Source organism: Achromobacter sp. NCFB-sbj8-Ac1-l (assembly GCF_052695805.1).
Window position 1 is genome coordinate 6,157,453 of the sequence record NZ_CP199812.1, and the last position, 12,500, is coordinate 6,169,952.

Annotated in this window: 11 protein-coding genes; 7 read left to right on the plus strand and 4 right to left on the minus strand. The window is 67.3% G+C overall.

Going from position 1 to position 12,500, the window contains the following annotated elements; all coding sequences use genetic code 11:
• Positions 1-56 precede the first annotated feature (56 nt).
• A complete protein-coding gene (locus ACUDP5_RS28225; protein ID WP_445657801.1) occupies positions 57-1,244 on the plus strand; it encodes a class I SAM-dependent methyltransferase in 1,188 nt (395 codons plus the stop codon).
• A gap of 83 nt (positions 1,245-1,327) precedes the next feature.
• Here ACUDP5_RS28225 and ACUDP5_RS28230 read toward each other — a convergent pair whose 3' ends face one another.
• Complete coding sequence (locus ACUDP5_RS28230) at positions 1,328-2,431, minus strand: CCA tRNA nucleotidyltransferase (RefSeq protein ID WP_445657802.1); 1,104 nt, start codon at positions 2,429-2,431, stop codon at positions 1,328-1,330.
• Entirely contained in the window at positions 2,428-4,575 is a 2,148-nt protein-coding gene (locus ACUDP5_RS28235; RefSeq protein WP_445657803.1) for a transglycosylase SLT domain-containing protein, read from the minus strand. The genes ACUDP5_RS28230 and ACUDP5_RS28235 overlap by 4 nt, the downstream gene beginning before the upstream one ends.
• Positions 4,576-4,686: 111 nt before the next feature.
• On the opposite strand from ACUDP5_RS28235, the gene ACUDP5_RS28240 reads away from it, so the two are divergent.
• The 6 genes from ACUDP5_RS28240 (at position 4,687) to ACUDP5_RS28265 (ending at position 11,172) form a co-directional block, all read left to right on the plus strand.
• Positions 4,687-5,361: a 5-formyltetrahydrofolate cyclo-ligase gene (locus tag ACUDP5_RS28240; RefSeq protein WP_263912947.1), complete on the plus strand. Its 675-nt coding sequence runs from the start codon at positions 4,687-4,689 to the stop codon at positions 5,359-5,361.
• A gap of 412 nt (positions 5,362-5,773) precedes the next feature.
• On the plus strand, positions 5,774-7,204 hold the full coding sequence (locus tag ACUDP5_RS28245) for a circularly permuted type 2 ATP-grasp protein (protein ID WP_025136207.1): 1,431 nt from the start codon (positions 5,774-5,776) through the stop codon (positions 7,202-7,204).
• Between the two features lie 2 nt (positions 7,205-7,206).
• Complete coding sequence (locus tag ACUDP5_RS28250; RefSeq protein WP_263912948.1) at positions 7,207-8,217, plus strand: alpha-E domain-containing protein; 1,011 nt, start codon at positions 7,207-7,209, stop codon at positions 8,215-8,217.
• A gap of 13 nt (positions 8,218-8,230) precedes the next feature.
• Positions 8,231-9,034, plus strand: coding sequence for a transglutaminase family protein (locus tag ACUDP5_RS28255; protein WP_263912949.1), 804 nt, complete (start codon positions 8,231-8,233; stop codon positions 9,032-9,034).
• 55 nt (positions 9,035-9,089) lie between these two features.
• Entirely contained in the window at positions 9,090-9,953 is an 864-nt protein-coding gene (locus ACUDP5_RS28260) for a peptidase (protein WP_445657804.1), read from the plus strand.
• A 220-nt stretch (positions 9,954-10,173) separates the two neighbouring features.
• Positions 10,174-11,172: a Bug family tripartite tricarboxylate transporter substrate binding protein gene (locus ACUDP5_RS28265; protein WP_445657805.1), complete on the plus strand. Its 999-nt coding sequence runs from the start codon at positions 10,174-10,176 to the stop codon at positions 11,170-11,172.
• Positions 11,173-11,279: 107 nt separating this feature from the next.
• On the opposite strand, the gene metF is transcribed toward ACUDP5_RS28265, so the two are convergent.
• Positions 11,280-12,122: a methylenetetrahydrofolate reductase [NAD(P)H] gene (gene metF / locus ACUDP5_RS28270; protein WP_263912952.1), complete on the minus strand. Its 843-nt coding sequence runs from the start codon at positions 12,120-12,122 to the stop codon at positions 11,280-11,282.
• Positions 12,122-12,457 (minus strand): phage holin family protein, encoded by a 336-nt coding sequence (locus tag ACUDP5_RS28275; protein ID WP_025136213.1) that lies wholly within the window; start codon positions 12,455-12,457, stop codon positions 12,122-12,124. Before ACUDP5_RS28275 ends, metF begins: the two co-directional genes overlap by 1 nt.
• Positions 12,458-12,500 lie beyond the last annotated feature (43 nt).

Sequence of the window (12,500 nt, forward strand, 5' to 3'; positions counted from 1 at the left end):
CGCGGGGTTTGTTTTTTGGGAAAATGCGTGATTGCCCCGACGTCCTGATTCCTGCCATGCAACGCCCCGCCCCCGCCAATCTGCCCCCGCTCTCTTCCGCCGCCCAGGCACACAGCGATGCTGCCCGCGCGCACCTGCGCGCCGCGATCGCCGCCGCTTCGGGCTGGCTGCCGTTCGACCACTGGATGGCCGAGGCGCTGTACGCCCCCGGGCTGGGCTATTACGCGGCGGGCAACGTCAAGCTGGCCGAACCCGACACCGATGGCCGCACGCCCGCGGGCGACTTCGTCACCGCGCCGCAGCTGACGCCGTTGTTCGCCCGCACCTTGGCGCGCCAGGTGGCGCAGGTGCTGCGCCAGACCGATACGCACAGCGTGCTGGAATTCGGCGCCGGTACCGGCGCGCTGGCCGAAGGCGTGCTGCGCGAGCTGGATGCGCTGGAGCTGACGGACACGCAATACCAGATCCTGGAGGTGTCGGCCGACCTGCGCGCGCGCCAGGCCGAACGGCTGGCGCCGTTCGGCACGCGGGTGCAATGGCTGGACGCGCTGCCCCAGCGTTTCCGCGGCTGCGTGCTGGCCAACGAAGTGCTGGACGCGATGCCGGTGTCGCTCTTTACCTGGGGCGCCGATGGCGCGGTGCTGGAACGCGGCGTGGCGGTGGACGCAGCACAGGGCTTTGTGTGGGAAGACCGCCCGGCCTCGCCGCGGCTGGCGGCCGCGGTGGCCGCGCGCATGCCGGCGCTGCCGGGCTATGTGTCCGAAATCAATCTGCAGGGCGAAGCCTGGATCGACGCGCTGGGCGGCTGGCTGGAACTCGGCGCCGCGCTGCTGGTGGACTATGGGTTTCCGCGCAGCGAGTACTACCATCCGCAACGCGCGGGCGGCACGCTGATGTGCCACCTGCGCCACCATGCGCATGGCGACCCATTCACCGCCCCCGGCTTGCAGGACATCACGGCCCACGTGGATTTCACCGCCATGGCGGACGCCGCGTTGGCGGCCGGGCTGCAAGTGTTGGGCTATACCTCGCAGGCGCGCTTCCTGATGAACGCGGGCTTGATGGAACTGCTGGCGCAGCTGGATCCGTCGGACGCGCAAGCCTATGCGCAGGCGGTGGCGCCGGTGCAGAAGCTGCTGTCGGAAGCCGAGATGGGCGAGCTGTTCAAGGTGCTGGCGGTGGGGCGAGGCATGACGGAACCCTTGATCGGCTTTGCCCGCGGCGACCGCCTGGGCAAGCTGTAGGGCGCCGGGCCGGCGACCAGGCGCTTGCAGAGCAAGCGCCGCCAAGCCCGCATTGCGCGCCGGCCGGCGTCACGCCCCCGCCATCAACCCGCGCGTAACCGCTGCAAGCGTGCATCGCGCACGCTTTGTTTGATGCGCGCCGGGTCGCCCGCGCAGCCCCGGGCGATAGCGCCCGCATCCACCCCGCGCACGGCATCCACGCGGGCACGCCAGGCATCACGGTCCACCGGCTGCAACACCGCCACGGTATCCAGCAGATCGAAAAAGCGTTCAGGCTTGCGCAGTGCGTCGGCACGTTCCATCAGCGCCAGTTGTGCATCGGCGGCGTCCGCGCCGGCCGCCTGGGCGGCATCCAGCCCCGCCAGCATCTCGGGCAGCAGACGCGCGTAGTCGTTGCACTCGGCCGGCACGCGCAGGCGCCTGCCCAGGGCTTCGCGCTCGGGTGACAGCCGGCACAGCAACGCATAGCGACCGGGCAATGCCAGGCCTTGTGCCGCAGCGCGGTCGACATCGCCACCCGTGGTTTCCGACCCCTGCAATTCGGGCATGACGCGCGCCAGCGCGCCGGACTGGCGCAGGATGTCGAGCATGCGCGACGGCGCGTCCGCCATGAGGCCGCGCGACAGTTCTTTCCAGACGCGCTCGGCCACCAGGGCATCGGCCTCGCCGGCTTCGACCATGCGGCGGCACAGATCCAGGGTTTCGGGCGCCACGTGAAAATCGGCAAAGCGCGCGGTGAAGCGGGCCAGGCGCAGAATACGGACCGGGTCTTCCTCGAACGCCTCGCCCACGTGGCGAAACACGCGCGCCTGCACGTCGGCCGCGCCGCCCAGGGGGTCGACCAGCGTGCCATCCGGACGCTGTGCGATGGCATTGACGGTCAGGTCGCGGCGGCGCAGGTCTTCTTCGAGCGTGACGTCGGCGCCGGTGTAGAAGGTAAAGCCCTTGTAGCCGCGCCCCGATTTGCGTTCGGTGCGCGCCAGGGCGTATTCCTCTTTGGTGACCGGGTGCAGGAACACGGGAAAGTCGCCGCCCACCGGAATGAAGCCGCGCCGCGCCATGTCTTCGGGCGTGGCGCCAACGACCACCCAGTCGTGATCGCCAGGCGTCAGGCCGAGCAGCGCATCACGTACCGCGCCGCCTACGATAAACACCTGCAAACCCTGCGTTGCCACGTCTTGCGTCATGGCAGGTTGGTGGTTTCAGCGCCCAGCGGCACGATGTTGCCCAGGCGTTCTTTCAGGGACTGCGGCTGGCCGCTGAACATGGCGGCGTAGTAGACCGCGTTGGACATCACGTTCTTGACGTAGGTACGCGTTTCGTTGAACGGGATGGTCTCGGCAAAGATCGCGCCTTCGACGGGATGCGTAAAGGTGGACCGCCAATTGTGCGGCCGGCGCGGCCCGGCGTTGTAGCCGGCGCTGGCCAGCATCTGCGAGCCGTTCAGGTCGCGCAGCACCATGTTCAGGTAGTTGGTGCCCAGTTCGGTGTTGGTGTCGAAGTCGTTGACGCTGTCGGGCGTGAAGTTGCTCATGCCGATCTTGCCGGCCACCCACTTGGCCGTGGCGGGCATCAGCTGCATCAGGCCGGAAGCGCCCACGTGCGAACGTGCGTCCATGATGAAGCGCGATTCCTGGCGGATCAGGCCATAGACCCACGCCGGGTCCAGTGCAATGGCATTGGCCTTGGCGGTGACGCGGCCTTCGAACGGCGCGATGAAGCGCTGGCTGAAATCGAATTCCTTTTCGGTACGGTCGGACGTGTTGACGACGCGGTCGTAGATGTTTTCGGCGCGGGCCAGTTCGGCTGCGGCAATCAGTTGACGGTCGGTCATGCCGCGCAGCGCGAAGTTCCATTCGGGCACGGCTTCCTGGCGCCAGCCCAGCCTGAACAGCTGAACCGCGCGGCGCAGGCCCGGGTTGGCGCGGGCTTCGGCGATTTCGCGGTCGCTGATGGGTGCGGGGCGCGGCGGCACGGTGATGCGCCGGCCCAGCTCTTCGGCCGACAGCTGGCCGTAGAAGTCGAAACGGTCGGCGATACTGGCGTAGGCAGCGTTGGCCTGGTCGCGACGGCCGGTGGCGGCCAGGCCGCGCGCCTTCCAGTAGACCCACGACGGGTCCGCCTGCTGCGCGGCCGGCATCTGGTCGATGGACTCGATGACCCACTTCCAGTCGATCTTGGGTTGACGCAGCGCGGCGCGCACCTTCCAGCCGGCGTTGTAGTCGGTCATGCGGATATGGCCGGCTTCGTGGTACCAGTCGTCGGCGCGGCTATCCAGGTTGAGCGCGGCCACCAGCGCATACTGGCCGCGGATCCAGGCCAGGTTCGACTTGGCCATGGACTTGGCCCATTCGCGCCGCAGATACGAGTCGGCCACGTTGATGTCCGAACGCGCCAGGCGCGCCAGCGCGATGGTGACCAGTTCTTTTTCGTTGCGACCCACGGGCAGGCGATCTTGCCGCGTCAGCCAGCGCATCGGGTCCTTGATGAGGACGTCGTAGGTTTTCTGGTCGCGCGGCTCGAACATGTACTGCACGAACTTGCGGGCGTCGGTGGTCTTGTTGGCCTCGATGGCATCGCGCAGCTGGGGTTCAAGCTCGTCCCAGCCCAGGATGCGGTCGGCGACCAGTTGGTCGTACAGCGCCCAGCAGGCGCCGCCCGGCGCGAACACGGCGATGGCCTGTGCCGCCGTGACGCGCTGGCCGGTCATGTGCTTGGCGTCCAGGATGGCGCATTCGACCTGGGCGTTGGTGTTCTTGACCGGCGCGAGCTTGCGCACGGTTTCGAAGTCGCCGCTACGCGCGGCGGCCAGCAGCCAATCGGCGCGCAGGCGGTCGGCCAGGTAGGCGTCGGGATTGCCGCTGATGAATTTCTGCAGGTCGGCGGTGGGCCGGCCACCCGCCGGCGGGCTCCAGAGCTGGTAGCGCAGCAGCCAGTATTCGGGGTACATGCCCAGGGGATCGGACTTGGCTTGCGGCACCAGCGCGCCCAGCACCGACCACTGCTTGCGGTTCATGGCTTCGCGCGCGGCCACCACGGCGGCCAGCGCGGGCGTGTCACTGGTGGGCGGCAGCCCAGCCAGCACGGCCGGCGGCACGGCGATGGCCGGCTGCGGGGTCTGCACGGCGGGCTGGGGCTGCGGGTTGACCGCGGCGGTGCGCTGTTGAGCATCCACCGGCGCACAGGCCGCGGTGAACAGGGCCAGCAGCGGCAGCCAGCGGCGCAAGCCGCTGCGCACGTCGGCGGGCTGCGGGGATTTCCCGGCGGTTTTCTGATACCGTCCGAATTGCGGGGCCGGGGCCATGATCAGGTCGTTGGGCGTGTGCTTCATGCGCCGGCCTTGCCAGAGGCTTGCGGGTCCGCGCAATGGTGCGCGCGGTTGTTGGTGTTATCGCTGATCCGCATTGTCGCCTTCATTTTTCACCCCTGTTACAGCTACCGCATGACTACGCAAAATACTCCAGAGGATACCGCAGTCCAGCTACGCACGCGATTGCGGAAATTGCGTGCCGAATTGCCCGAAGATCAACGCAGCCGCGGCGGTCTGCTGATGCGTGCGCGCCTGTTCACCTGGCTCAACGTGGCGCGCGATGAAGCCGTGCGCGCGGGCCGCCCGGCGCCGGCCACCGTGGCCGCCTTCTGGCCCATGGACGACGAACCCGATCTGCGCCCCTTGCTGGAACAATGGACCGACAACGGCGTGAAGGTGGCGCTGCCCGTGGTGCGCGAGCGCAACGCCCCGCTGGTGTTTCTGCCCTGGACGCCGGATGCCGAGCTGCGCGCCGGCCCGTACGGCATCCAGGAACCCGTGCACGGCGCCGAGGTGCTGCCCGACGTGCTGCTGGTGCCCACCCTGGGCTACACCGAATCCGGCGACCGCCTGGGCTATGGCGGCGGCTATTACGACCGCACCCTGGCCGCGTTGCGCGACCGCGGCCACGCCTTCACCACCATCGGGGTGGCCTGGAGCTGTGGCGAACTGGACCCCGGCTACCTGCCCGCCGCCCACGATTTTCGCCTGGACGCGGTGATCACGCCGGACGGCTGGGTACCGCATGCGCCGCAGCAAGAGCCCGGCCAGGGCGGCACCCTCCTGCACACCTACACGCTGCGCTGACGCACCAGAGTTGCCCCGGGGCTTGCACCAATCTGGTGCAAGCCCTATCATCTGACCCTGATATTCCCGGCCAGAGTCTCACCCAGGCTTGGCCCCCACCCCCACAGCACGGCACGCCCGTCGCTCATCCCCCGCCCGCGGTTTTCCCCCACGGCGGTGTCACGAACCCACCACGCCCTCCGCGCCGGGACCTTGCCCGGCCGCCTCGACCACCACTCGCCATGCCCCGGGCGCCTGTCGTTTCCCCGGGGGCTGGCCACACAAGACCCAGGGAAGGATATGCTTGCCCAAGGGCGGCCCCGTTTGTCTGCGCAAAGCTGGCATGCGGGTTGCTTATTCATTCAGACCGGTCTGCACCGACCGGATAACGGCCGCGCCCAAGCCGGCCGTCAGCATCTGCAACGGAGGAGCCATGAAGGACAGACCATCCCGTCCAGCCGCCTATGACGAGATGCGCGACAGCGCAGGCGGCATACGCTCCCATTACCAGGCCTTCGAGCGCTGGCACGACGAGCAATCCGCGGAAGCCATGGCGGCGCGCCGCCTGGAAGCCGACCTGAGCTTTCGCCGGGTAGGCATCACCTTTTCGGTCGCGGGCGACGCGGCCGGCACCGAGCGCCTGATTCCGTTCGACATGATCCCGCGGATCATTCCCGCCGACGAATGGCGCCGCCTGGAAGCGGGCCTGAAGCAGCGCGTGCGGGCGCTGAACATGTTCATCCATGACATCTACCATGGCCACGACATCGTGCGCGCCGGCATCGTGCCGGCCGAGCAGGTGTTCCTGAACGCCCAGTACCGCCCCGAAATGCAGGACGTGGACGTGGCCGAGGACATCTACTGCCATATCGCGGGCGTGGACATCGTGCGCGCCGGCGCCGGCGAATTCTATGTACTGGAAGACAACCTGCGGGTGCCGTCCGGCGTGTCGTACATGCTGGAAAACCGCAAGATGTCGATGCGGCTGATGCCCGACGCGTTCAGCCGCATCAAGGTCGAGCCGGTGGCGCACTACCCCGACCTGCTGCTGGACAACCTGCGCGAAGTGGCGCCGCACGGCGGCGACGACCCGACCGTGGTGGTGCTGACGCCGGGCATGTACAACTCGGCCTACTTCGAGCACGCCTTCCTGGCGCAGCAGATGGGCGTGGAACTGGTCGAAGGCCAGGACCTGTTCGTGGAACAGAACACGGTGTACATGCGCACCACGCAAGGGCCGCGCAAGGTCGACGTGATCTACCGCCGGCTGGATGACGACTTCCTGGATCCGCTGTCGTTCCGGGCCGATTCGGCCCTGGGCGTACCCGGCCTGCTGTCGGTGTACCGCGCCGGCCGCGTGACGCTGGCCAACGCCATCGGCACCGGCATTGCCGACGACAAATCCACCTATCTGTATGTGCCGGACATGATCCGCTTCTACCTGAGCGAAGAGCCGATCCTGTCGAACGTGCCGACCTGGCGCTGCGGCCGCCCCGAGGAACTGTCCCACGTGATGGCCAACATGCACGAGCTGGTGGTCAAGGAAGTGCACGGCGCCGGCGGCTACGGCATGCTGGTGGGGCCGTCGGCCTCGCGCGCCGAGGTCGAGGCGTTCAAGGACCGCGTGCGCGCCAACCCGGCCAACTACATCGCGCAGCCCACGCTGGCGCTGTCCACCGTGCCGACCTACGTCGAGTCGGGCGTGGCGCCGCGCCACGTCGACCTGCGTCCCTACGTGCTGTGCGGCAAGGACATCCGCACCGTGCCCGGCGGCCTGTGCCGCGTGGCGCTGACCGAAGGCTCGCTGGTGGTCAACAGCAGCCAGGGTGGCGGCACCAAGGACACCTGGGTTCTGGAGGAATAACGATGCTGAGCCGAACCGCCGACAACCTGTTCTGGATGTGCCGCTACATCGAGCGCGCCGAGAACACCGCCCGCATGCTGGACGTGAACCTGCAGATGTCGCTGCTGCCGCAAGACGCGCAGACCCGCGAGGGCTCGTGGAACGCCGTGCTGCGCATCTCGGAACTGCAAGGCCTGTACCGCGCCAAGCATGCCGTCATTTCGCCGCAGGACGTGCTGCAGTACATGGTGCGCGACCCCGAGAACCCGTCATCCATCTACACCTGCATGCGCGCCGCCCGCGAGAACGCGCGCGCCGTGCGCGGCAGCCTGACCACAGAAGTCTGGGAGACCTACAACACCACCTGGCTGGAATTGCTCAAGCACCTGCACACCGGCCTGCTGGAACGCAATCCGGGCGAGTTCTTCGAATGGGTGAAGTTCCGTTCGCACCTGGCCCGCGGCGTCACCATCGGCACGATGCTCGAAGACGAGGCGCTGTACTTCCTGCGCATCGGCATGCACCTGGAACGCGCCGACAATACCGCACGCATGCTGGACGTGAAGTTCCACGAGCGTGACGGCAACGGCGGCTCGCCATCGGGCAGCTCGCAACAACAGCAGCAACAGCAGGATGGCCGCGTCGACCCCAACGGCACGTCCGGCCTGCAAAGCGAGTTCTACCGCTGGTCGGCGCTGCTCAGTTCGGTGTCCGGGCTGGAAATCTATCGCAAGGTGTACCGCGACGTCATCACGCCGGACCGCGTGGCCGAACTGCTGATCCTGCATCCCGACATGCCGCGTTCGCTGCTGGCGTCGATGCGGGCGGTGTCCGAAGACCTGGCGCGCGTGTCGAACCAACGTTCGACCGAGACGCAGCGCCGTGCCGGGATGCTGTGCGCCGAACTGCAATTCGGCCGCGTCGAGGACATTCTGCAGAGCGGCCTGCACCAGTACCTGGAGCACTTCCTGGACCGTATCAACGATCTGGGCAACCGCATCAGCCAGGACTTCCTGGTGCCGCTGTCGGCATGACAAGGAGACAGGCATGAAACAGATCATCACGCACGTCACGCATTACCGCTACACCGCGCCCGTCACCTACAGCATCCAGACCTTGCGGCTGACGCCGCGCGACGACGAGCACCAGCGCGTGCTGCGCTGGCACATCGAAGCGCCGGGTGCGCTGGAACAACAGGTGGACGCCTACGGCAATATCACCCACACGCTGACGCTGACCCGCCCGCACAACGAAATCGAACTGCGCGTCGTGGGTCAGGTGCAGGTGGGCGCGTTGACGCTGGGTGCGCTGGGCGGCGAAGACAGCCGCCTGCCGGTGCACGCCTATTGCGTGCAGACGCCGCTGACGCAGGCCGACGACACCATCCTCGCCTTCACCCGCGACGTGCTGCCCGGCGGCCTGAACGCGCCGGCCGACGTGCTGGCGCTGGCCAGCGCCATCTGCGACCGGGTGGCCTACGAACCGGGCACCACCGACGTCACCACGGCGGCCAGCCAGGTGCTGGCCATGGGACATGGCGTGTGCCAGGACCACGCCCACCTGTTCCTGGCCTGCGTGCGCGGCCTGGGCGTGCCGGCCCGCTATGTCAGCGGCTACCTGTATACCCCCGCCCAGCACGCTGCCAGCCACGCCTGGGCAGACGTCTGGCTGCCCGACACCGGCTGGACCAGCGTGGACATCACCAACCGCCAGTTTGCGTCCGATTGCCACTGCCGCCTGGCGGTGGGGCGCGACTACGATTCGGCCTCGCCGGTGCGCGGCGTGCGCAGCGGCGGCGGCGAGGAATCCATGGAGGTCCACGTGGAAGTGCAGACGACTGTGCAGCAATAACCCGTGCCGGCCGCGCCGCAATACAATGCGGCGTGGCTTTTCCTTTTTTCCGATCATGACTTACTGCGTCGCAGCCCGCCTCGATTCCGGCCTGGTCTTCCTGTCCGACTCCCGCACCAATGCCGGCGTCGACCAGATCAGCGTATTCCGCAAGATGACCGTCTTCGAGCGGCCGGGCGACCGCGTGATGGTCCTGATGACGTCCGGCAACCTCGCGGTCAGCCAGGCCGTGCTGAACGCGCTGGCGCGCCAGCACGACGAAGGCGGCGAAACGGTCTGGAACGCACCCGACATGTTCGAGGCGACCCGCCGCGTCGGCGCCGCGGTGCGCGAGGTTTACCGCCGCGAGGCCGAAGCCCTGCACGAACAAGGCGTGGAATTCAACGTCAGCCTGATCTTCGGCGGGCAGATCGGCGCCGAAAACTGCCGGCTGTTCCAGGTGTACTCGGCTGGCAATTTCATCGAGGCCGGCTCGGAATGCCCGTATTTCCAGATCGGCGAGGCCAAGTACGGCAAGCCCATCCTGGACCGCGTGCTGCGCCCCGAGACCACGCTCGACGAGGCCGCCAAGTGCGCCTTGATCTCGATGGATTCGACGCTGCGCTCGAACATCTCGGTGGGCCTGCCGCTGGACCTGCTGGTGTACGACGCCCACGCGCTGCGCGTCACCCATTTCGCCAGCATCGACGAGCACAACGAATATTTCCGCATGATCCGCGGCACCTGGGGCGAACGCCTGCGCCAGGTCTTCGCCGAAATCCCCGACCCGCTCTGGGCCAACCCCGAAGACCCCGCCTCGCTGGTGCCCGCCAGCCGCATCCACCAGCCGCTGCGCGCCGAACCGGTGGACGTGCCCCTGGCCGTCTACGCCGCCCCGCAAGTGCTGGCGGAAGATCCTGGGAAGGATCAGGCTAATTAGGGACGGCTTTTCCGAAGCCCGCATGCAAGCGATTGCTGCGGGCTTTCGTGTTTTCTGCTCGCGACCAGCAAAATTGTCTGACCGTGTAAACCCTCCTTTCCGCTTCCCTAAGCCCGGCTTGTAAAACCGCAAATTCTCATCTTCCGGCTGGCGCGCCACACTGGTGCCAGCCCGCCATGCTTCGCCTTGCGGGCCACGATAAAACCACAAGGAACGAGACATGACCCTTATTTCCTCGCGCACGTTGTTGCGCCTGGCCGGGCCGGTGGTGGCCCTGGCCTGCCTGGCCGGTGGCCCGGCCGCCGCCCAAAGCAACTATCCCAACCATGCCATTTCGCTGGTCGTGCCCTTTTCGGCCGGCGGCCCCACCGATGTGGTGGCGCGCAGCCTCGGCGCGGCGATGTCCAAGACGCTGGGCCAGAGCATCATCATTGAAAACCGCACCGGTGCCGGCGGCACGCTGGCGGCCATGCACGTGGCGCGCGCCGCGCCCGACGGCTACACGTTCCTGATCCACCACAACGGCATGGCGACCGCGCCGGCGCTGTACCGCAAGCCACCGTTCAATCCGCTGACCGACTTTTCCTATGTCGGCCAGGTGGCCGACGTGCCGATGACGCTGCTGGGCCGCAAGGACCTGCCGCCCGGCAACATGGCTGAATTCATCCAGTACGCCCGCGCCAACGGCAACAAGATCAACCTGGCCAACGCGGGCCTGGGCGCGGTGTCGCAGCTGTGCGGCATGCTGCTGCAGGAATCACTGGGCGTGCAGTTCACGACCGTGCCCTACGCCGGCACGGCGCCCGCGCTGACGGCGCTGCTGGGTGGGCAGGTGGACGTGCTGTGCGACCAGACCACGCAGACCATCCCGCATATCAAGAGCCAGCGCGTGAAGCTGTACGGCGTCACCACGCTGGACCGCATCAAGGCGCTGCCCGATGCGCCCACTTTGCAGGAAGGCGGCGTGAAGGGCTTCGAGGTCAAGGTGTGGCACGGCGTGTACGCGCCCAAGGGCACGCCGCCCGAGGTCATTGCCAAGTTCAATGAAGCCCTGCGCGCCGCGCTGAAGGATCCAGCCTTCACGCAGAAGATGGCCGAGCTGGGCGCCGAGATCGTGCCCGAAGCCAAGCAGACGCCGGCAGGCCTGCAAAGCTGGCTGCAGTCCGAGGTGGACAAGTGGGGGCCCATCATCCGCAAGGCGGGCGTGTACGCGGATTGATGGCCGGCTTGCGGGTGTGTGACCCGGCGCCCTGAAGTGCACGCAAGAAAAAAGGCCGGCGAATGCCGGCCTTGCGTTGCCTGGGCATGAGGCCCCGATGACCTGGCTTACACCGCCAATTCCTTCCACACCGCCAACGGCGCATCGGCGTGGTTGAGCGTGTAGAAGTGCAAGCCCGGTGCGCCATTGTCCAGCAGGTTCTGGCACAGCTCGGTCACGACGTCCACGCCAAAGGCTCGGATGGACGCCTTGTCGTCGCCCAATTCGGCCAGGCGCAGACGAATCCAGCGGGGCACTTCCGCGCCGCACATTTCCGAGAAGCGCAAGAGCTGGGTGTGGTTCGTGATGGGCATGATGCCCGGCACGATCGGCACCCGCACGCCCTTGGCCTGGGCCCGGTCGACGAAGTCGAAGTAGGCGTCGGCATTGAAGAAGTACTGGGTGATGGCCGCATCGGCGCCGGCGTTCACCTTGGCCACGAAATGATCCAGGTCGGCCGACGGATTGGCCGCCTGAGGATGCATTTCGGGGTAGGCCGCGACTTCGATGTGGAACCAGTCGCCCGTTTCTTCGCGGATGAACGACACCAGTTCGTTGGCATAGCGCAGTTCACCTGCGTCGCCGCCCATGCCCGAAGGCAGGTCGCCGCGCAAGGCGACCACGCGCCGCACGCCTTCATTCTTGTATGCCTGGAGGATGTCCCGCAGGTCCTGGCGGGTTGCGCCGACGCACGACAAGTGCGGCGCCGCATCGCAGCCCAGGTTGCGCAGCGTGCGCACGGCATCCGCCGTGCCGGCGCGGGTGGAACCGCCCGCGCCGAAAGTCACGCTGACATACTTGGGCTGGATCGCCAGCATCTGCTTGGCCGCGCGGACCAGCCGTTCCTGGCCGGCCAGGTCGCGCGGGGGAAAGAATTCCAGACTGAAAGCGGGGGTAGTCGAATCAGACATTAGGGGATCAGTTTGGTGAGCAGGCCGGAAATGAGGCTGTACAGGATCGCACCGCCCACGGCCCACCAGAACCCGTTGACCTGGAAGCCCTTGAGCACGGAGCCGACGAACCAGAACAACAAGGCGTTGATGACGATAAGGAAGAGACCGAGCGTGACGATCGTGATGGGCAACGTCAGCAGCACCAGGACCGGCTTGACCAGCATGTTGACCAGGCCCAGCACCAGGGCGGCGATGAGCGCCGATCCGAAGCTGGCCACGGTGATGCCGGGCAGCAGGTAAGCAACGGCCAGCAGGGCCACCGCGTTCAGGATCCAGACGAGTATCAATGCCATGTTCGAACTCCTGTATTGACGCTCCGCGGCCCCGTCATCGCCA

What these genes read in the sequence shown, in the direction of transcription:
- ACUDP5_RS28225 (WP_445657801.1), top strand. Translation starts at nt 57, where the DNA reads ATGCAACGCCCCGCCCCCGCCAATCTGCCCCCGCTCTCTTCCGCCGCC.
- ACUDP5_RS28230 (WP_445657802.1), bottom strand. Translation starts at nt 2,431, where the DNA reads ATGACGCAAGACGTGGCAACGCAGGGTTTGCAGGTGTTTATCGTAGGC.
- ACUDP5_RS28235 (WP_445657803.1), bottom strand. Translation starts at nt 4,575, where the DNA reads ATGAAGCACACGCCCAACGACCTGATCATGGCCCCGGCCCCGCAATTC.
- ACUDP5_RS28240 (WP_263912947.1), top strand. Translation starts at nt 4,687, where the DNA reads ATGACTACGCAAAATACTCCAGAGGATACCGCAGTCCAGCTACGCACG.
- ACUDP5_RS28245 (WP_025136207.1), top strand. Translation starts at nt 5,774, where the DNA reads ATGAAGGACAGACCATCCCGTCCAGCCGCCTATGACGAGATGCGCGAC.
- ACUDP5_RS28250 (WP_263912948.1), top strand. Translation starts at nt 7,207, where the DNA reads ATGCTGAGCCGAACCGCCGACAACCTGTTCTGGATGTGCCGCTACATC.
- ACUDP5_RS28255 (WP_263912949.1), top strand. Translation starts at nt 8,231, where the DNA reads ATGAAACAGATCATCACGCACGTCACGCATTACCGCTACACCGCGCCC.
- ACUDP5_RS28260 (WP_445657804.1), top strand. Translation starts at nt 9,090, where the DNA reads ATGACTTACTGCGTCGCAGCCCGCCTCGATTCCGGCCTGGTCTTCCTG.
- ACUDP5_RS28265 (WP_445657805.1), top strand. Translation starts at nt 10,174, where the DNA reads ATGACCCTTATTTCCTCGCGCACGTTGTTGCGCCTGGCCGGGCCGGTG.
- metF (WP_263912952.1), bottom strand. Translation starts at nt 12,122, where the DNA reads ATGTCTGATTCGACTACCCCCGCTTTCAGTCTGGAATTCTTTCCCCCG.
- ACUDP5_RS28275 (WP_025136213.1), bottom strand. Translation starts at nt 12,457, where the DNA reads ATGGCATTGATACTCGTCTGGATCCTGAACGCGGTGGCCCTGCTGGCC.